General features: G+C 65.9%; 17 protein-coding genes. 12 read left to right on the top strand and 5 right to left on the bottom strand.

Annotated elements, in window-relative coordinates; genetic code table 11:
- Window positions 1–585: a YqiA/YcfP family alpha/beta fold hydrolase gene (locus L1Z78_RS23420; protein WP_234638729.1), complete on the bottom strand. Its 585-nt coding sequence runs from the start codon at window positions 583–585 to the stop codon at window positions 1–3.
- A 194-nt stretch (window positions 586–779) separates the two neighbouring features.
- Between L1Z78_RS23420 and rodA the strand changes: the two genes are divergently transcribed.
- The 4 genes from rodA (at window position 780) to L1Z78_RS23400 (ending at window position 6,073) form a co-directional block, all read left to right on the top strand.
- Window positions 780–1,949 carry a rod shape-determining protein RodA gene (rodA, locus tag L1Z78_RS23415; RefSeq protein WP_234638728.1) on the top strand — a complete coding sequence of 390 codons (1,170 nt, stop codon included), beginning with the start codon at window positions 780–782 and terminating at the stop codon, window positions 1,947–1,949.
- A gap of 351 nt (window positions 1,950–2,300) precedes the next feature.
- Window positions 2,301–3,761 carry a metalloprotease TldD gene (gene tldD / locus L1Z78_RS23410; RefSeq protein WP_234638727.1) on the top strand — a complete coding sequence of 487 codons (1,461 nt, stop codon included), beginning with the start codon at window positions 2,301–2,303 and terminating at the stop codon, window positions 3,759–3,761.
- Window positions 3,762–3,855: 94 nt separating this feature from the next.
- The gene (locus tag L1Z78_RS23405) at window positions 3,856–4,491 is read left to right on the top strand and encodes a hypothetical protein (RefSeq protein WP_234638726.1); all 636 of its coding nucleotides are present in this window, start codon (window positions 3,856–3,858) and stop codon (window positions 4,489–4,491) included.
- A 424-nt stretch (window positions 4,492–4,915) separates the two neighbouring features.
- Window positions 4,916–6,073: a 3-deoxy-7-phosphoheptulonate synthase gene (locus L1Z78_RS23400; protein ID WP_234638725.1), complete on the top strand. Its 1,158-nt coding sequence runs from the start codon at window positions 4,916–4,918 to the stop codon at window positions 6,071–6,073.
- A gap of 58 nt (window positions 6,074–6,131) precedes the next feature.
- On the opposite strand, the gene L1Z78_RS23395 is transcribed toward L1Z78_RS23400, so the two are convergent.
- Window positions 6,132–6,500 carry a YqcC family protein gene (locus tag L1Z78_RS23395; RefSeq protein WP_234638724.1) on the bottom strand — a complete coding sequence of 123 codons (369 nt, stop codon included), beginning with the start codon at window positions 6,498–6,500 and terminating at the stop codon, window positions 6,132–6,134.
- 234 nt (window positions 6,501–6,734) lie between these two features.
- Between L1Z78_RS23395 and L1Z78_RS23390 the strand changes: the two genes are divergently transcribed.
- Window positions 6,735–7,052 carry a hypothetical protein gene (locus tag L1Z78_RS23390; protein ID WP_234638723.1) on the top strand — a complete coding sequence of 106 codons (318 nt, stop codon included), beginning with the start codon at window positions 6,735–6,737 and terminating at the stop codon, window positions 7,050–7,052.
- A gap of 70 nt (window positions 7,053–7,122) precedes the next feature.
- On the opposite strand, the gene mpl is transcribed toward L1Z78_RS23390, so the two are convergent.
- Window positions 7,123–8,562 (bottom strand): UDP-N-acetylmuramate:L-alanyl-gamma-D-glutamyl-meso-diaminopimelate ligase, encoded by a 1,440-nt coding sequence (gene mpl / locus L1Z78_RS23385; RefSeq protein ID WP_234638722.1) that lies wholly within the window; start codon window positions 8,560–8,562, stop codon window positions 7,123–7,125.
- Between the two features lie 240 nt (window positions 8,563–8,802).
- Between mpl and L1Z78_RS23380 the strand changes: the two genes are divergently transcribed.
- The 7 genes from L1Z78_RS23380 (at window position 8,803) to L1Z78_RS23350 (ending at window position 15,318) form a co-directional block, all read left to right on the top strand.
- Window positions 8,803–9,411 carry a hypothetical protein gene (locus L1Z78_RS23380; RefSeq protein WP_234638721.1) on the top strand — a complete coding sequence of 203 codons (609 nt, stop codon included), beginning with the start codon at window positions 8,803–8,805 and terminating at the stop codon, window positions 9,409–9,411.
- 10 nt (window positions 9,412–9,421) lie between these two features.
- Window positions 9,422–9,964 (top strand): TlpA family protein disulfide reductase, encoded by a 543-nt coding sequence (locus L1Z78_RS23375; RefSeq protein WP_234642251.1) that lies wholly within the window; start codon window positions 9,422–9,424, stop codon window positions 9,962–9,964.
- Between the two features lie 146 nt (window positions 9,965–10,110).
- Window positions 10,111–10,575 (top strand): acetyl-CoA carboxylase biotin carboxyl carrier protein, encoded by a 465-nt coding sequence (gene accB / locus L1Z78_RS23370; RefSeq protein ID WP_234638720.1) that lies wholly within the window; start codon window positions 10,111–10,113, stop codon window positions 10,573–10,575.
- Between the two features lie 132 nt (window positions 10,576–10,707).
- The gene (gene accC, locus L1Z78_RS23365) at window positions 10,708–12,072 is read left to right on the top strand and encodes an acetyl-CoA carboxylase biotin carboxylase subunit (RefSeq protein ID WP_234638719.1); all 1,365 of its coding nucleotides are present in this window, start codon (window positions 10,708–10,710) and stop codon (window positions 12,070–12,072) included.
- A gap of 84 nt (window positions 12,073–12,156) precedes the next feature.
- A complete protein-coding gene (prmA, locus tag L1Z78_RS23360; protein WP_234638718.1) occupies window positions 12,157–13,047 on the top strand; it encodes a 50S ribosomal protein L11 methyltransferase in 891 nt (296 codons plus the stop codon).
- Between the two features lie 75 nt (window positions 13,048–13,122).
- The gene (locus L1Z78_RS23355; RefSeq protein WP_234638717.1) at window positions 13,123–14,382 is read left to right on the top strand and encodes a zinc-ribbon and DUF3426 domain-containing protein; all 1,260 of its coding nucleotides are present in this window, start codon (window positions 13,123–13,125) and stop codon (window positions 14,380–14,382) included.
- A 33-nt stretch (window positions 14,383–14,415) separates the two neighbouring features.
- A complete protein-coding gene (locus tag L1Z78_RS23350; RefSeq protein ID WP_234638716.1) occupies window positions 14,416–15,318 on the top strand; it encodes a carbohydrate kinase family protein in 903 nt (300 codons plus the stop codon).
- Between the two features lie 70 nt (window positions 15,319–15,388).
- Here L1Z78_RS23350 and L1Z78_RS23345 read toward each other — a convergent pair whose 3' ends face one another.
- Window positions 15,389–16,309 carry a hypothetical protein gene (locus L1Z78_RS23345; protein ID WP_234638715.1) on the bottom strand — a complete coding sequence of 307 codons (921 nt, stop codon included), beginning with the start codon at window positions 16,307–16,309 and terminating at the stop codon, window positions 15,389–15,391.
- Between the two features lie 177 nt (window positions 16,310–16,486).
- Window positions 16,487–17,584: a ribonucleotide-diphosphate reductase subunit beta gene (locus L1Z78_RS23340; protein ID WP_234638714.1), complete on the bottom strand. Its 1,098-nt coding sequence runs from the start codon at window positions 17,582–17,584 to the stop codon at window positions 16,487–16,489.
- Window positions 17,585–17,765: the final 181 nt, after the last annotated feature.

The raw sequence follows: 17,765 nt of genomic DNA, 5'->3' as shown, positions 1-17,765 counted from the left end.
TTATGCCAGGTTCAGGAATTCATCGAGCTGGGGCAGGTATTCCTCGAAATTGCTCAGTGCGTGGTCGCCGCCTTCCTGCACGATCTGGAGCGCATGCGGATAGCGCGCGCTCATCTCGCGCCAGTCCAGCACCTCATCGCCCTCGGCCGCCAGCAGCATCTCGGGGGCGGCCGGCGTCATGGCGCGCGTGTCCAGCGTGCGCAGCTCCTCGATGTACTCGCGGCGGAAGAAGAACCGCTCCTCGGGGTTGTGCCAGGCGGTCTGCTCGCCAATGTACTTCTCGAGGTCGCGGGCCGGGTTGACGGCGGGGTTGATCATCACGCTGCGGCAGCGTGCCAATTGGGCCACCCAGCTGGCGTAGTAGCCGCCCAGCGAGGAGCCGACCACGGCCATGGTCTCGCGCGGCCAGCTGCCTATGCCATCGGCGATCAGGGCGGCCGCCTCGCGCGGGGAGGGCGGCAACTGCGGGCTCCACCAGCGCACATGGGGATGGCGCGTGGCCACATGCTCGGCCAGGCGCCGGGCCTTGGTGGACTGGGGGGAGGAGCGAAAGCCGTGCAGGTACAGCAAATGGGTGGTGGTCATGGCGGCGCTCTCCTGTGCGTTGCTGGGGCCCGGCGCAGGACGCAGTCCGGGCGATGGCCCATTGTGGCGGCTGCTGCGGCGGCCGCCCAGCCGGGAAGGCCCGGGCCGACAGCTGGATGAAGGCAACCCTGCGCCGGGCTCGGCCGCATGGGCCACAGGATAATGGCGGCCCGTGCCCGTGACCGACCATCCCCGTGACCGAATTCGACAAGCCCTCCCTCTGGCAACGCGTTGCCCCGCTGCTGCGGGGCTTTGACTTCTGGTTGCTGCTGTTCGTGGGCATGCTGGCTTCGGCAGGGCTGGTGGCCATGTATTCCTCGGGCTTCGACCACGGCACGCGCTTCATGGACCATGGACGCAACATGCTGATCGCGGCGGGCCTGCTGTTCGTGGTGGCCCAGATTCCTCCCCAGCAACTGATGAAGGCGGCCGTGCCACTGTACATGCTGGGCGTGGCGCTGCTGGTGGCGGTGGCGCTGTTCGGCATCACCAAGAAGGGCGCGCAGCGCTGGGTCAACGTGGGGGTGGTGATCCAGCCCAGCGAGCTGCTCAAGATCGCCACGCCGCTGATGCTGGCTTGGTGGTTCCAGCGCCGCGAAGGCCAGCTGCGCGGCACGGACTTCATGATCGCCATGGTCCTGCTCATGGTTCCCGTGGGCCTGATCATGAAGCAGCCCGACCTGGGAACCTCGCTGCTGGTGATGGCCGCCGGCCTGTCGGTGATCTTCTTCGCGGGCCTGCCCTGGAAGCTCATCGTCCCGCCTGTGCTGGCCGGCGTGATCGGCATCACCCTCATCGTCTGGTACGAGCCCCAGCTGTGCGCCGACGGCGTACGCTGGCCCGTGCTGCACGAATACCAGCAGACGCGCGTGTGCACGCTGCTGGATCCCACACGGGACCCGCTGGGCAAGGGATTCCACATCATCCAGGGCATGATCGCCATCGGCTCGGGCGGTGTCTGGGGCAAGGGCTTCATGGCAGGCACCCAGACCCACCTGGAGTTCATCCCCGAACGCACGACCGACTTCATCTTCGCGGCCTATTCCGAGGAATTCGGGCTGGTGGGCAACCTGTTCATCATCGTCTCCTTCCTGCTGCTGGTCTGGCGGGGGCTGGCCATCGCCATCCAGGCCAGTTCGCTGTTCGCGCGCCTGATGGCGTCGGCCGTGGCCATGATCTTCTTCACCTATGCCTTCGTGAACATGGGCATGGTCAGCGGCATCCTGCCCGTGGTGGGCGTGCCGCTGCCCTTCATCAGCTATGGCGGCACGGCCATGGTCACGCTGGGGCTGGCGCTGGGCGTGCTGATGTCGGTGGCGCGCTCGCAGCGGCAGTTGCCGGGAGAGGGCGGCGGACCTCTTTGAGTGCCGCAGCGGGCGGCCGCAGCCGAACGCAAATGTCAAACAAAGTGGCAGCCGGCCTGCGGAACATGTCATGCTTTCCTGGTGATTCAGCGGGAAAAGCCAGTGTCCGCAAGCCTGATCTGCTCCTGTTTTCTGATGCCGAGGGGAGAGGCTGCTCTCTTGCCAGCGTCGCCGGGGCGCGGTACAAAGCAGACGTGGACATGGGCCAGCATGTCCACCATCCACGAGGATGCATGCCCACGGAATGCCGCTCAGCCTGGTGGGGCGGCATTCCGTTCTTTTTTGTACCGCCGGCGCGCAGGTCGCGACCGCTGCACGCCGAGGGCATGGCTGCCTCTCTACAATGGGTGCATGATCTCCCGCGAACCCACCCTTGAACGCCTGGCCACGGCGCGCCAGTTGCTGCTTGAACCCTTCGGGCTCGATGAAACCCATCTCGCGCGCGCACTGGCCCAGATCCGCAGCCATCAGGTCGACGACGCCGACCTGTATTTCCAGTACACACGTGCCGAAGGCTGGAGCCTGGAAGAAGGCATCGTCAAGACCGGCAGCTTCAGCATCGACCAGGGCGTGGGAGTGCGTGCGGTCAGCGGGGAGAAGACGGCATTCGCCTATTCGGACGATATCTCCGAGGCCTCGCTGATCGATGCCGCGCGCACGGTGCGCTCCATCTCGGGAGTGTCTCAGAGCAAGCGCGTGCGTGCCAATGCGTCGAAGATCGCACCGAGTCGTTCGCTGTATCCGGGATTGGACCCCATTGCCACGCTGGACAGCACGGCCAAGGTCGAGCTGCTGGGCAAGGTGGAAACGTTGGCCCGCGCCAAGGATCCGCGTGTCGTCCAGGTCATGGCCGGCCTGGCCAGCGAGTACGACGTGGTGCTCGTGGCCCGCGCCGACGGCACGCTGGCTGCGGATGTGCGCCCGCTGGTTCGACTGTCCGTGACCGTCATTGCAGAGCAAAAGGGCCGGCGCGAGGTCGGCTCGGCGGGTGGGGGCGGCCGCTTCGGCCTGGCCTATTTCAGTGACGAACAGATCGCCCAGTATGTGGACGAGGCCGTGAGCGCGGCCCTGACCAACCTCGAATCGCGCCCCGCACCCGCCGGCGAGATGACCGTGGTGCTGGGACCCGGCTGGCCCGGCGTGCTGCTGCACGAAGCCGTGGGCCATGGTCTCGAAGGCGACTTCAATCGAAAGGGCGCCAGCGCCTTCAGTGGCCGCATCGGCCAGCGTGTGGCCGCCAAAGGCGTCACGGTGCTGGATGACGGCACGCTGGCCGACCGCCGCGGCTCGCTCAACGTCGATGACGAAGGCTGCCCCAGCCAGAGCAATGTGCTGATCGAGGATGGCATCCTCAAGGGCTACATCCAGGATGCGATGAACGCCCGCCTCATGGGTGTCAAGCCCACGGGCAACGGCCGTCGCGAAAGCTATGCCCATATCCCCATGCCGCGCATGACCAATACCTACATGCTCGGCGGCGACAAGGACCCGCAGGAGATCGTGGCCTCGATCAAGAAGGGCCTGTATGCCACCAACTTCGGCGGTGGCCAGGTCGACATCACCAGCGGCAAGTTCGTGTTCTCCGCCAGCGAGGCCTACTGGGTCGAGAACGGCAAGATCCAGTACCCGGTCAAGGGCGCGACCATCGTGGGCAGCGGGCCCGAGTCGCTCAAGCACATCACCATGATCGGCAACGACATGCGGCTGGACAGCGGCGTTGGAACCTGCGGCAAGGAAGGCCAGAGCGTGCCCGTGGGCGTGGGCCAGCCCACGTTGCGCATCGATGGCCTGACGGTGGGCGGCACGGCCTGACGGCCGGGAGCCCCTGCCCGGTGCCCCCATGCAGGGCCCTGTCCTGCCTGCAGCGGCCTGCCGTGTCCTGCGGGCGCCGCATGGCGCCGATCCCATGACCCAGCTTTCCCTCCCTTCCCGGCCCGGCGCGCAGACATCCGCCCACCCGCTGCGCAGCCTTCCGGACCACTGGCGTGCCTGGACCAGCGAGTCGAGGCTGAGCCGTTTCTGGCGGCATGAGCTGCTCGTGGGCGACCTGCAGCCCATGCACCAGCAACTGGCCCTGCTGGCCGTGGCGCTGGATGAGGCCGTGCGCGTCCGCTATGCGGGCAGCGCACGCCCCGCCGTGGAGGAGGCCGTGCAGCAACTCGATCTGGCGGTGCTGGACCACCAGCACTTCCTCACCACGCTGGCCGCGGGATGGCGGACACTGTACGAATTTCCCGCCTACCAGCGCCTGCTGATGGGCTTCAGGCAAGCCGTGCATGCCTGGCAGCAGACCGTGCTAGTTGGCGATGCCCAGGAGCCCGAATATTTCAGGCGCTGCGAACGAATGGGGTGGCGCCTTCTGGGCCATGCATGCCTGTTGATCGACATGTTCGCCGAATCCGCTGCCGTTGCCGGCGAGGTGGATGTGACTGGAGTGCTGCCCCCTTGCGCGGGTCGTCCCCGGCGCTTGTGGCGCGCCCTGCGCCGTATCCTGCGAAGGCTGGCCGACGCTTTGCTGCAGCGCCGGACCGGCCGTGGATGATGCGCGAATGCATCGGCACAGGTTGTTGCAAGGATTCATGATTTCACGCAATAAAATTGCACATGCATGCTGAAATTTTGCTTACATGGAAATTTTATTGCGTTATTGTTTTTAAAAAGCAGTTTTCATGAATCTTCAATTTCCCCCCTCCCCTCTGGGAGGCATCGCACCGCGCATGCTTCAGGCACATGACCATGTTGCACTGCGAAAAATGACTGTGCTACATTGAACGCCATGCAAGCCCGTACCTCCTTTTACTTTTACTTTTGGTTCTCCTCCCCGGCGGAAGAGAGGTAAGCGCGCGCACCCGAACAAAGACCTCCCTCAGAACCGCCGAAGCTGCAAAGCCCGGCGGTTTTTTTGTTTTTCCCTCCGATTCTTCGCTCCGTTTTCCACGATCCATCTTTCCTCACGAAAGCAAGCAATGACTGCTCATCAAGCTTCCCTCGCCGATTCCTGGTATCGCGGCGGTTCCCAAAAGACTGGCCAGACCGACGACGCACGTATCAAGGACATCACCGTGTTGCCCCCTCCCGAGCACCTCATTCGCTTCTTCCCCATCCGCGGCACGGCCGTCGAAACCCTGATCGGCGATACCCGCCGCACCATCCACAACATCATGGCCGGTGAGGATGACCGCCTGCTGGTCATCGTCGGACCCTGCTCCATCCACGATCCGGCTGCGGCCATCGAGTACGCCCGTCGCCTGGCACCGGTGCGCGAACAGTACAAGGACACGCTGGAGATCGTGATGCGCGTGTACTTCGAGAAGCCCCGCACCACCGTGGGCTGGAAGGGCCTGATCAACGACCCCTACCTGGACCAGAGCTACCGTATCGACGAGGGCCTGCGCATCGCGCGCCAGTTGCTGATCGATATCAATCGCCTGGGTGTGCCGGCGGCCAGCGAATTCCTGGACGTGATCTCGCCCCAGTACATCGCCGACCTGATCAGCTGGGGCGCCATCGGCGCGCGCACCACGGAAAGCCAGGTGCACCGCGAGCTGGCTTCGGGCATTTCCGCTCCCATCGGCTTCAAGAACGGAACGGATGGCAATATCCGCATCGCCACCGATGCCATCCAGTCGGCCAGCCGCGGCCACCATTTCCTGTCGGTGCACAAGAATGGCCAGGTTGCCATCGTGAATACCGCCGGCAACCAGGACTGCCATGTCATCCTGCGCGGCGGAAAGACCCCCAACTACGATGCAGCCAGCGTGGCCGCGGCCTGCGAGGATCTGGACAAGGCAGGCCTGCCCGCGACGCTGATGGTCGATTGCAGCCATGCCAACAGCTCCAAGCAGCACGAGCGCCAAAAGGATGTGGCACGCGACATCGCCGGGCAGATCGGTGGCGGCTCGCGCAGTGTGTTCGGCGTGATGATCGAAGGCCATCTCGTGGCCGGCGCACAGAAGTTCACGCCTGGCAAGGATGACGTCGCGGCCCTGACCTATGGCCAGAGCATCACCGATGCCTGCCTGGGCTGGGACGATTCGCTGTCCACCCTGCAGGAGTTGTCCACGGCCGTGCAACAGCGCCGTGTCAGACAGTCCGAGCAGGCTGCGGCACTGGTCGCCGCCTGAGGCAGGAAAAACAAAACAGGGCCCTTACCGGCCCCGTTGTGCTTTTCCTGTCCCGCTTTCAGTGCGAGGGGGCTGGCTCGGAGGGGGTCAGTCCACCCTGGTTCAGCGTGTCGTCTATGGCCAGCAGCAACACCAGCAACTGGCGTTTGTCGAATTCCACGGGCTGGCTCCACTCATGCTCGGCCAGCGGGTGCACATGGCTTTGGCAGGGCAACTGGCCCTGGGCTTCTACCACGGCGCGCAGCCGGGGCAGGAACACCCACTGCAGCCACTCGTGCAGCTTGAGCGTGTCGTACATGAAAGGCATGGTCGAGGCCATGGCCTGGGGGCTGGGCGCCACGGTCGACCAGAGGCTCTGCGTGCGCAACTCGTCTTCGAGTTGCTGCAACTGGTCGAGCAATGTCTGGTGCGGTGTATCGGGCGTCATGCGGTGCTGTCCATCGGTAGCGGGGCCAATCGGCAGGCCATTGTACGGTCGCCCCGCAGCATGGGAGGTGCCCTGCCGACAAACCCTGCCGGCGGTGGTGTGGGCCTGCTTGAGGCATGTCAGCTTGTGCGAGGCAGGGAAAAGGCGCTTGCGGTTAAGCTTCGGGCATGAGCGACGGCCCTGCCTTCGATGAGGCGCTGACAGGCCATATCCAGTAATGATGAGAGGAGTTCCATGCGCAGCGAAGTGATTGTGGTGTTGGATGCCGGAAAGGAATACCGCACGGACACCAGCGGGCTCACGCCCATGAGTTCGGATGAAGGGCGGCAATGGCTGGACCAGCAGTTCATCTCCATGGACTGCGAGCCGTTGCGCGCCAGCGGCAAGGTCCTGCTGGCCGACAAGCTGGTGGTGGTGGCGCGCGCTGCGCGCACGCGCTCCGGGATGTTCGACGACGAGCAATGGCGCAACCGCTATGCCGTGGCTGCCCAGGCCGTACTGTCCAAGCCGCTGATCCGCGTGGATGTTCCGGCCATGTCCATCAGCTACTGACAGGCGCCGATCCCATGAACAAAGCCCGGGCATGCCCGGGCTTTGTTCATTGCGGTCCCTCCTTGCGGCTTCAGGCGGATGGCTGCAGGGCTGCCAGCAGCCTGGGGTGGATGCCGCCAAATCCGCCATTGCTCATGCACACCACGTGGTCCCCCGGGCGGGCCGCCGCGCGGACCTGCTCCACCAGCGTGCCGATATCGCCCGCGACCTGCGCCTTGTGGCCCGGGCCCACGCCCAGGGGGTGCAGCGCCTCGGCGGCATCCCAGTCCAGGCCAGCCGTGTGGCAGAACACCAGGTCGGCACTCTCCAGCGACCAGGGCAGCTGGGACTTCATGGTGCCCAGCTTCATGGTGTTGCTGCGCGGCTCGAACACGGCCAGGATGCGCGCCTGGCGTCCGAGCTTGCGGCGCAAGCCGTCCAGCGTGGTGCGTATGGCCGTGGGGTGGTGGGCGAAATCGTCGTAGACGGACACACCGCCTGAGACACCGCGCAATTCCATGCGGCGCTTGACGTTCTGAAAGCGTGCCAGGGCATCGCAGGCCTGGGCCGGCGTCACTCCCACGTGCTCGGCCGCCGCGATGGCGGCCAGTGCGTTGAGCTGGTTGTGCTCACCGGTCAATGCCCATTCGAGGCGTGCCACCTTGCGGCCACGGTGCAGCACATCGAAGGCTCCGGGATCGCCCTGGGCGCTGTAATCGCTGACCACCGCGCCGAAGCTGCTCACCTCGCTCCAGCAGCCCTGGTGCAGCACGCGGGTGATGCTCTCCTCGATGCCGTTGACCACGAGCCGGCCCGAGGCGGGGACCGTGCGTACCAGATGGTGGAATTGGCGCTCGATGGCCGCGAGATCGTCAAAGATGTCGGCGTGGTCGAACTCCAGATTGTTGAGCACGGCCGTGCGCGGCCGGTAGTGGACGAACTTGCTGCGCTTGTCGAAGAAGGCCGTGTCGTACTCGTCGGCCTCGATCACGAAGACCGGCTCCGCGCCGGCCGGCCCAGGGCCCGGGACGGGGCGGCTGGCCGCGCCCAGCCGTGCCGAGACGCCGAAATCCAGCGGCACGCCGCCGACCAGAAAGCCCGGCTGCAGGCCCGCGCACTCGAGGATCCAGGCCAGCATCGAGGTCGTGGTGGTCTTGCCGTGCGTGCCCGCCACGGCCAGCACATGGCGTGGGCAGGCGGGATGGTGCAGCACCTGCTCGGACAGCCACTGGGGGCCGCTGGCGTAGGGGACTCCGCTTTCGAGGATCGCCTCCATCAGCGGGAACTTGGGGCTGCCGTCGGCCAGCCGCGCACGGCTGACCACGTTGCCCACGACATACATGTCGGGTTCAAGCGCCATCTGCTCGGCGCCATAGCCTTCGATCAGCTCGATGCCCAGGGCACGCAGCTGGTCGCTCATCGGCGGATAGACGCCGGCATCGCAGCCGGTGACGCGATGGCCTGCCTCGCGCGCCAGGGCGGCCAGTCCCCCCATGAAGGTGCCGCAGATGCCCAGAATATGTATGTGCATGGCCGGGCATTCTACGGTTGCCGCCATGCCCGGGAGGGCTGTGGCTCGAAAACAGGAGCTTGCCGCGCAGCAGGCGCGGGCACCTGGAAACACAAGGTTGCCAAATTGTCCGTCGTGGCGGGAGCGGCCGGTGGGCAAAGCCCGTCCGGGGCCACCGGGGTCGTGGCTTGGGCCACAATGGGCCGGGCGTTCCTGCGGGACGTCATATATATATGCAGGGATACAGCGGATCGGAAAGCCATGGACCAAGCCACTGCCGAAATTGCCCAGACCGCCGCCCGCCTCGTGGTCGAGGAGGGGCTGGAATGGGGGCCTGCCAAGCACCGCGCACTGCGCCAGCTGGGCCTGCCCGCGCGCACGGCGCTGCCGGGCAATGACCTGGTGGAGGAGGCCGTGCGCGAGTACATCACCCTGTTCTGCGCCGATACCCAGCCCCGGGAGCTGCGGGCGTTGCGGGAACTGGCGCTGCAATGGATGCAGCGGCTGGAGCCGTTCCGGCCCCACCTGGCTGGCGCGGTCTGGCGCGGGACGGCCACGCGGCTGTCTGACATCTACCTGCAGCTGTTTTGCGATGACCCCAAATCCACCGAGATCGAGTTGATCAACCAGCATGTGGAGTACGAGCCCAGCACAGTGACGGGCTTCACGGGCCAGAGCGTGGAGGCCTTGAGCATCCATGCCTTCTGCCGCCCGCTCAACGAGGAGGTGGGCGTGCACCTGCTGGTCCACGACCTCGATGACCTGCGCGGTGCGCTCAAGCCCGACGCGCAAGGCCGCAGCCAGCGCGGGAATGCCGACGCGCTGCGCCGGCTGCTGGCCGAAGACGAGCAGGAGGCCGGCCATGGCTGATGTCGATTCGATGGATGCCGGTCAAAACACTTCTTCCCGGCGCCGCTGGCTCACGGGCGCGGTGGCGGCGGCGGCGGCCTTGGGAGGCGCTGGCCTCGCATGGTGGCGTTTTCAGCCCCATGCCATGGAGTCCGGCGTGGAGGAGCAGCTGTGGAGGCAGCAGTTCCTGACGCCCGATGGCTCGGCCATGACGCTGTCACGCTGGCGGGGCAAGCCGGTGCTGGTGAATTTCTGGGCCACCTGGTGTCCCCCCTGCGTGCGCGAGCTGCCCATGCTGGATGCGTTTTCGGCGCGCCAAGACCAGCACGGCATCCAGGTCATTGGCCTGGCGGTGGACAAGCCCGAGGCCGTGCAGCGTTTTCTGGGCCGCACTCCCTTGCGCTTCCCCGTGGCGCTGGCCGTGGAGGGGGGGCTGGGCCTGACGCGCTCCCTGGGCAATCTGCAGGGCGGGCTGCCCTTCACCGTGCTGCTTGGCGAGGATGGCATGGTGCGGCAACGTAAAATAGGTGAGCTCACTACCGAAGATCTGGCTTCCTGGAGTGCGAAAGGCTGATCCCGGGATCGGCCCAAGGCTGTGCAAGCTCAGGAAATGCCCTGAATTCCATGGCGACGTTGATGAAAAATATGCGGCAATGCGCGCAGAAGGGCGAAATTGGAGTAAATTCGCGCCCTATTTAGTTGTTAGCCGCTGGAGCTCCCATGGATTTGCGAAAACTCAAGACCCTCATTGATCTGGTGTCCGAATCGAACGTGTCGGAACTGGAGATCACCGAAGCAGAGGGCAAGGTCCGGATCGTCAAGAGCGAAGGCGCCGTGGTTCAGCACTATGTCGCCGCACCCGTGCAGGCGGCCCCCCTGCCCGTGGCAGCGCCCGTCGCAGCACCTGTTGCCGCGCCCGTGGCAGCTCCTGCAACCGAAGCCGCAGTCTCGGGCCATGTGGTGAAGTCGCCCATGGTCGGTACCTTCTACCGCGCATCCAGCCCGGGTGCCAAGCCCTTCGTGGAAGTGGGCAACCAGGTCAAGGAAGGCGAGACCATCTGCATCATCGAGGCGATGAAGATCCTCAACGAGATCGAAGCCGACAAGAGCGGCACCATCACACGCATCCTGGGTGAGAATGGCCAGGCGGTAGAGTACGGCCAGCCTCTGTTCGTCATCGAATAATCAGCAGGCGAGCGATGCCGCAAGCGGCACGACGCCCTGGCGCGAACGCATGCCGCGGCGCGACAGAGCAATTGGCTCAACTGACGGCTGCCGCCTGCGTACCGGCGCAGGCACCCGGCCGCGAGGACCTTCATGTTTAAGAAAATTTTGGTTGCCAACCGGGGCGAGATCGCCCTGCGCATCCAGCGCGCCTGCCGTGAACTCGGCATCAAGGCGGTGATGGTGTATTCCGAAGCCGACCGAGACGCCAAGTACGTCAAGCTGGCCGACGAAGCCGTGTGCATAGGCCCGGCGCCTTCGCCGTTGAGCTATCTCAACATGCCGGCCATCATCTCGGCCGCGGAAGTGACCGATGCCGAGGCCATCCACCCTGGCTACGGCTTTCTCAGCGAGAACGCCGACTTCGCCGAGCGCGTGGAAAAGAGCGGCTTCACCTTCATCGGCCCCACGCCCGACAACATCCGCACCATGGGCGACAAGGTCTCGGCCAAGCAGGCCATGATCAAGGCTGGCGTGCCCTGCGTGCCTGGCTCGGATGGTGAACTGCCCGACGATCCCGTGCAGATCCGCCGCATTGCCAAGGCCGTGGGCTATCCGGTGATCATCAAGGCCGCGGGCGGTGGCGGTGGCCGAGGCATGCGCGTGGTGCATACCGAGGCGGCGCTGATCAATGCCGTGCAGATGACCAAGGCGGAAGCCGGCGCTGCCTTCGGCAATCCGGCCGTCTACATGGAGAAGTTCCTGCAGAACCCTCGCCATGTGGAAATCCAGATCCTGGCCGACAACCACCGCAATGCGGTCTATCTGGGCGAGCGTGACTGCTCCATGCAGCGTCGCCACCAGAAGGTCATCGAGGAAGCTCCGGCTCCCGGCATTCCTCGGCGCCTGGTCGAGAAGATCGGAGAGCGCTGCGCCGCAGCCTGCAAGAAGCTGGGCTACCGCGGCGCCGGCACCTTCGAGTTCCTCTACGAGAACGGCGAGTTCTACTTCATCGAGATGAACACCCGCGTGCAGGTCGAGCACCCGGTGACCGAGTTGATCACCGGCGTGGACATCGTGCGCACCCAGATCATGGTGGCCGCGGGCGAGAAGCTGCCCTTCACCCAGCGCCAGATCAATGCCCAGCTCAAGGGCCATGCGATCGAGTGCCGCGTGAACGCCGAGGATCCGTACAACTTCATGCCCTCGCCGGGCCGCATCACGATGTGGCACGCACCGGGAGGCCCGGGTGTGCGCGTGGACTCGCATGTCTACAACAACTACTTCGTGCCGCCCAACTACGACTCCATGATCGGCAAGATCATCGTCCATGGCGATACGCGCGAACAGGCGCTGGCGCGCATGCGCACGGCGCTGCTGGAGACCGTGGTCGAAGGCATCAAGACCAACATTCCGCTGCACCAGGACCTGATGGTGGACGCCAAGTTCATGGAAGGCGGCACCAACATCCACTACCTGGAAGAGTGGCTGGCGCACCGCAGCGCCAACAAGCGTTGAGCGGGTCACCCGATTGACCATGCATGCTGGCCCCCGGCGACGGAGGCCAGCTTTTTCATTTATTGCATAGGAAAGGATGGGCCCATGTTCGAGTTGAGCCTGCTGTGCCCGGAAGACCGGGTTGAGACCCTCAGCGACGCGCTGGACGCACTGGATGCGTTGAGCGTGTCGGTGGAGGACGCCGACGCTCAGACCGAGGCCGAGCAGGCGCTGTTCGGCGAACCCGGCATGCCCCCGCCCAAGGATGGCTGGCAGCGCAGCCGTCTCGTGGCGCTGTTCCCCTCGCAGGAAGCGGCCGAGGAAGCGCGCGAACTGCTGCTGCCCCAGGACTTCTTCGAGGGCTGCAGCATCATCGCGGTCAAGCAGGTGCCCGAGCAGGACTGGGTGCGCCTGACGCAGTCCCAGTTCGCGCCCGTGGACATCACCCCCGAGTTCTGGATCGTGCCCACCTGGCACGAGCTGCCGCCCGAGGCGCGCGTGAGCATCCGGCTGGATCCGGGCCTGGCCTTCGGTACGGGAACGCATCCGACCACGCGCATGTGCCTGCGCTGGATCGCACGCCAGCCCCAGGGCGGCCTGGGCCGCACGCTGGACTATGGTTGCGGCTCGGGCATCCTGGCCATCGGCGCGGCCAAGTTCGGCGCCACCGACATCGATGCGGTCGATATCGACCCTGCGGCCGTGGAGTCCACGCGCTACAACGCCGACGCCAACGCGGTGCAGTTGAAGGCGGGCCTGCCCGATGCCGTGTCCGGTGAATACCGCACCGTGCTGGCCAACATCCTCGCCACGCCGCTCAAGGTGCTGGCACCGCTGCTGTGCGCGCGCGTGGCCGCTGGCGGGCATCTGGTGCTGGCGGGCATCCTGGAGCGGCAGGCCGAGGAACTCCAGGAAGCCTACGCACCCTATCTGGCGCTGGAGGTCGCAGACAGCGAGGACGGCTGGATCCTGATGACCGCGCGCCGCCCCGGCTGATACCGGCCCCGAGTCCCTGCGTGGCCGCTGCCTTCATGGCGCGGTCCGCCAGCAGCTGCCTACAATCGATCGCTGATGAGCCAAGTCACCCGCTGCCCCGCCTGTGGAACCCGCTTCAAAGTGGTTGCCGACCAACTGCGCATTTCGCAGGGGTGGGTGCGCTGTGGCGTCTGCCATGAAGTGTTCGACGCGTCCGAGGACCTGCAGCCCCTGCCCGCGGCTTCCGTGCATGCGCCCGGACATGCGGCAGACGGTGGTGCCGCGCGCCATGACCTCCAGCCCGAGGACGAGGACATCCGCGAGTTCCGGGAGTCGATGTGGCTGCCGACCGCCCCGGTGGGCTTGCAGGGGAAGGCATCGTTGGCAAAGACCTCCGGCCCCGAGCTCGCCAGGGCGGGTGCGACGGCATCACCACAGCCGCCTGCGGCGCCGGAGCCCTCGCCGCCACCTGCCTTGCCCGAGCCAGCCGCTGCACCCGCAACCACCATGCGGGCTGAAGCCGCAGCACAGGAACAGCCTGCTGCGTCGCTTGCGGATGAATTGCTGGCTGCGGCCAGCCTGAGCGGATCTGCCGGCCTGCCCGCCTCTGCTGCATCGCCGGCCGAGGCCGGTACCCTGCCGCCGCAGCGCGATGAGCGCAGTGATGGGGTGCTGGCAGGTGGCGTCGATGTCCGGTCGGAGCGCGCGCCTGCCGGGGCACCAGCTGCGCAAGACCCGCAGCAGGCCGCAGAGACCTGCGCCGTGTCTGTCCCCTCGCCGCAGTTCTCCCGCTGGCCTGACAGCGAAGCCGGCGAAGCCGCAGCCGCACTGCCCGAGGCCGAGCCCGGCTTCGTGCGCCAGGCCCGGCGCAAGGCGTTCTGGCGCCGGCCTGCGGTGCGCGCAGTTCTGTTGCTGGGCAGCCTGGCGGGCGTGGCGGTGCTGGCGGGCCAGGTCATGTGGAGCCAGCGCGATGCGCTGGCCGTGCAGCACCCTGCGCTGGCGCCGACGCTGCAGGCGCTGTGCTCCCTGGCCGGTTGCGAGCTGCAGCCGCGCCGCCAGATCGGTGACGTGGTCATCGGCAGCTCGGGCTTCAGGCAGCTTCCACGCACTGGCCAGTACCAGTGGAGCCTGAGCCTGGAGAACCGCTCCGACTTTCCCGTGGCCATGCCGGCGGTGGAGCTCACGCTCACCGATGCGCAGGACAAGCTGCTGCTGCGGCGCGTGATACGGCTTGAGCAGTTCGGCGCGCCCGCGCAGATCGAAGGCCACGGCGAGTGGAGCGTGACCGCTCCGGTCGAGGTACAGGGCCTGGAGGCGGCTGTCGCCGGCTACCGCGCACTGGTTTTTTATCCCTGAATTCCCCTGACTTTTCAAGAAAGCCGAGGCACCATGGCCGCTCTCATCTGCGGATCGCTTGCGTTCGACAACATCATGACCTTCGATGGAAGGTTTGCCGACCAGATCCTTCCCGACCAGTTGCACATCCTCAATGTGTCCTTCCTGGTGCCCACGCTGCGCCGCGATTTCGGCGGCTGCGCGGGCAACATCGCCTATGCGCTGCGTCTGCTGGGCGGCGATGCCTGGCCCATGGCCATGGTGGGCAGCGATGGCGAGGACTATGTGCAGCGCCTGAAGGCGCTGGGCGTGCAGACCGCGCACATCGGCCAGTTGCAGGACACGCACACGGCCCAGTGCATGATCATGACGGACCGCGACAACAACCAGATCACGGCCTTCCACCCGGGCGCCATGATGCAGGCCCACGGCAACCGGATCACGCCGCAACTCAAGGAGCATGTGCGTGTTGGCATCATTGCGCCTGATGGGCGCCAGGCCATGCTCGAGCATGCCCAGCAATTCAAGGCCGCCGGCATCCCCTTCGTCTTCGATCCGGGCCAGGGCCTGCCGATGTTCGACGGGCAGGAATTGCGCAGCTTCATCGAGCAGGCCGACTGGGTGGCCGTGAACGACTACGAGGCACGCATGCTCAGCGAGCGCACGGGCTGGAGTCTGGAGCAGATTTCGGAGCAGGTGCAGGGCCTGATCGTCACCTTGGGCGCGGAGGGCTGCGAGGTCTGGGTGCATGGCGACAAGACACTGGTGGCTCCGGTGCAGGCGGCGGCCGTGGTGGACCCCACGGGCTGCGGCGACGCATGGCGCGGCGCCCTGCTGTTCGGCCTGGAGCGCGGCTGGGAGCTGGTGCGCTGCGCCGAGCTGGGCAACCGCCTGGGGGCGCTCAAGATCGCCAGCCGCGGGCCGCAGAACTACGTGCTGGACTTCGATCAGCCCTGATGGATGGTCTGGCGATGAAAAAAGCCCGGCTCGAAAGAGCCGGGCTTTTTGCTTTGAGACCGGAAAAGTCTCAGGGCTTGTTGCCCGTGGGGAAGGGCCATGCGGCCTGAGGAGCCAGGCGGGTTTGCGCGATGGGCGCTGCGGCTGCGGGAGCGGCTGCAGGGGCGGGAGCGGCTGCGGGAGCAGCAGCAGCCTTCTTGGGCGCAGCGGCCTTCTTGGGCGCGGCCTTCTTCGGAGCTGCAGGAGCGGCGGCCTTGGCCGGCGCTGCTGCGGCCTTGGCGGGCGCGGCAGCCTTCTTGGCGGGAGCGGCAGCCTTCTTCGCAGCGGGCGCAGCAGCCTTCTTGGCGGGAGCGGCAGCCTTCTTCGCAGCGGGCGCAGCAGCCTTCTTGGCGGGAGCGGCGGCCTTCTTCGCAGCGGGCGCAGCAGCCTTCTTGGCGGGAGCGGCGGCCTTCTTCGCAGCGGGCGCGGCAGCCTTCTTGGCGGGAGCGGCGGCCTTCTTCGCAGCGGGCGCGGCAGCCTTCTTGGCGGGAGCGGCGGCCTTCTTCGCAGCGGGCGCAGCAGCCTTCTTGGCGGGAGCGGCGGCCTTCTTCGCAGCAGGCGCGGCAGCCTTCTTGGCGGGAGCGGCGGCCTTCTTCGCAGCAGGCGCGGCAGCCTTCTTGGCGGGAGCGGCGGCCTTCTTCGCAGCAGGCGCAGCAGCCTTCTTGGCGGGAGCGGCAGCCTTCTTCGCAGCAGGCGCAGCAGCCTTCTTGGCGGGAGCGGCAGCCTTCTTTGCAGCAGGCGCGGCAGCCTTCTTGGCAGGAGCGGCTGCCTTCTTCACAGCGGGAGCGGCGGCCTTCTTCGCAGCAGGCGCAGCAGCCTTCTTGGCGGGCGCTGCCTTGGCGGTGGCCGTGGTCTTCTTCACGGCTTCAGCCTTGGGAGCAGCCGCCTTCTTGGCGGTGGTCTTCTTGTCGGTGGGGGCCTTGGTGGAGGCCGTCTTCTTCGCAGTTGCCATCATCTTCTCCTTCGTTGATTTGCACAAAACACTTCGGGGTACGGGGCTCCGAAGCGATTCAAAGCGATGTGGAGTGACGCATCGCAATGAACACGGAGACGCCCCACGCCGCAACACCATCGGTGTTGCAAAAGCGTGAAGCGCGTCATGGATTGCATTGTGCCTGCAGAGAAGCGATTAATCCCAGGAAAGTGCGCCTCCGGTTTGATACTCGATGACGCGTGTCTCAAAGAAGTTACGTTCCTTCTTCAGATCGATCATCTCGCTCATCCAGGGGAAGGGATTTTCCTCGTTGGGGAACAGTGCCTCCAGGCCGATCTGCGTGGCGCGACGGTTGGCGATGTAGCGCAGGTAGCCCTTGAACATCGATGCGTTCATGCCGAGTACGCCGCGCGGCATGGTGTCCTCCGCGTAGCGGTACTCCAGCTCCACGGCCTTCACGAACAGCGCCGTGATTTCTTCCTTGAACTCGGCCGTCCACAGGTGCGGATTCTCGAGCTTGAGCTGGTTGATCAGGTCGATGCCGAAGTTGCAGTGCATGGACTCGTCGCGCAGGATGTACTGGTACTGCTCGGCGGCACCCGTCATCTTGTTCTGGCGGCCCAGCGCGAGGATCTGCGTGAAGCCCACGTAGAAGAACAGGCCTTCCATCAGGCAGGCAAAGACGATCAGCGACTTGAGCAGGGTCTGGTCGGTCTCGGGCGTGCCGGTCTTGAAGTCGGGGTCCATGATCGCTTCGATGAAGGGGATCAGGAACTCGTCCTTGTCGCGGATGGACTTGACCTCGTTGTAGGCGTTGAAGATCTCGCCTTCATCGAGTCCCAGCGACTCCACGATGTACTGGTAGGCATGGGTGTGGATGGCCTCCTCGAAAGCCTGGCGCAGCAGGAACTGGCGGCATTCGGGTGCCGTGATGTGGCGGTAGGTGCCCAGCACGATGTTGTTGGCCGCCAGCGAGTCGGCCGTCACGAAGAAGCCCAGGTTGCGCTTGACGATGCGGCGCTCGTCCTCGGTCAGCCCGTTGGGGTCCTTCCACAGTGCGATGTCGCGGTTCATGTTCACTTCCTGCGGCATCCAGTGGTTGGCGCAGGTGGCCAGGTACTTTTCCCAGGCCCACTTGTACTTGAACGGCACCAGCTGGTTGACGTCGGTCTTGGCGTTGATGATGCGCTTGTCGGCGGCGTTGACGCGCTGGTGTGTGCTGGAGGACGCGGTTGCCGCTCCGGCGCCTGCCGGCGTGTTCGAGAGGGTGGCGTCGTCGTCAAAGGTCAGCATTGCATGGTTCTCCGGCATGCCCTGGGGCATATGTTCAGTTCATTCGGTGCGAAAGATCTCTCTCTTTTCGCCCCGGTCAATGTAGGACCATGGGTGGCCTTGCGTGTTGAGCGGGCCCAAGGTCCGTGGCGGCGATACCGCGCACAGCGCTGGCTGGCGGGCGGCGCAAAGCCCCGATGCG

The organism is Delftia tsuruhatensis, from assembly GCF_903815225.1.
Classification (GTDB): Bacteria; Pseudomonadota; Gammaproteobacteria; order Burkholderiales; family Burkholderiaceae_C; genus Comamonas; species Comamonas tsuruhatensis_A.
The sequence above is the reverse complement of the archived record's forward strand: the minus strand, read 5'-3'. Positions and strand labels throughout refer to the sequence as shown.

Excerpts from the sequence above, each read along its gene's own strand:
- L1Z78_RS23420 (WP_234638729.1), bottom strand. The coding sequence starts at position 585 with ATGACCACCACCCATTTGCTGTACCTGCACGGCTTTCGCTCCTCCCCC.
- tldD (WP_234638727.1), top strand. The coding sequence starts at position 2,301 with ATGATCTCCCGCGAACCCACCCTTGAACGCCTGGCCACGGCGCGCCAG.
- L1Z78_RS23405 (WP_234638726.1), top strand. The coding sequence starts at position 3,856 with ATGACCCAGCTTTCCCTCCCTTCCCGGCCCGGCGCGCAGACATCCGCC.
- L1Z78_RS23400 (WP_234638725.1), top strand. The coding sequence starts at position 4,916 with ATGACTGCTCATCAAGCTTCCCTCGCCGATTCCTGGTATCGCGGCGGT.
- L1Z78_RS23395 (WP_234638724.1), bottom strand. The coding sequence starts at position 6,500 with ATGACGCCCGATACACCGCACCAGACATTGCTCGACCAGTTGCAGCAA.
- L1Z78_RS23390 (WP_234638723.1), top strand. The coding sequence starts at position 6,735 with ATGCGCAGCGAAGTGATTGTGGTGTTGGATGCCGGAAAGGAATACCGC.
- mpl (WP_234638722.1), bottom strand. The coding sequence starts at position 8,562 with ATGCACATACATATTCTGGGCATCTGCGGCACCTTCATGGGGGGACTG.
- L1Z78_RS23380 (WP_234638721.1), top strand. The coding sequence starts at position 8,803 with ATGGACCAAGCCACTGCCGAAATTGCCCAGACCGCCGCCCGCCTCGTG.
- L1Z78_RS23375 (WP_234642251.1), top strand. The coding sequence starts at position 9,422 with ATGGATGCCGGTCAAAACACTTCTTCCCGGCGCCGCTGGCTCACGGGC.
- accB (WP_234638720.1), top strand. The coding sequence starts at position 10,111 with ATGGATTTGCGAAAACTCAAGACCCTCATTGATCTGGTGTCCGAATCG.
- accC (WP_234638719.1), top strand. The coding sequence starts at position 10,708 with ATGTTTAAGAAAATTTTGGTTGCCAACCGGGGCGAGATCGCCCTGCGC.
- prmA (WP_234638718.1), top strand. The coding sequence starts at position 12,157 with ATGTTCGAGTTGAGCCTGCTGTGCCCGGAAGACCGGGTTGAGACCCTC.
- L1Z78_RS23355 (WP_234638717.1), top strand. The coding sequence starts at position 13,123 with ATGAGCCAAGTCACCCGCTGCCCCGCCTGTGGAACCCGCTTCAAAGTG.
- L1Z78_RS23350 (WP_234638716.1), top strand. The coding sequence starts at position 14,416 with ATGGCCGCTCTCATCTGCGGATCGCTTGCGTTCGACAACATCATGACC.
- L1Z78_RS23345 (WP_234638715.1), bottom strand. The coding sequence starts at position 16,309 with ATGGCAACTGCGAAGAAGACGGCCTCCACCAAGGCCCCCACCGACAAG.
- L1Z78_RS23340 (WP_234638714.1), bottom strand. The coding sequence starts at position 17,584 with ATGCTGACCTTTGACGACGACGCCACCCTCTCGAACACGCCGGCAGGC.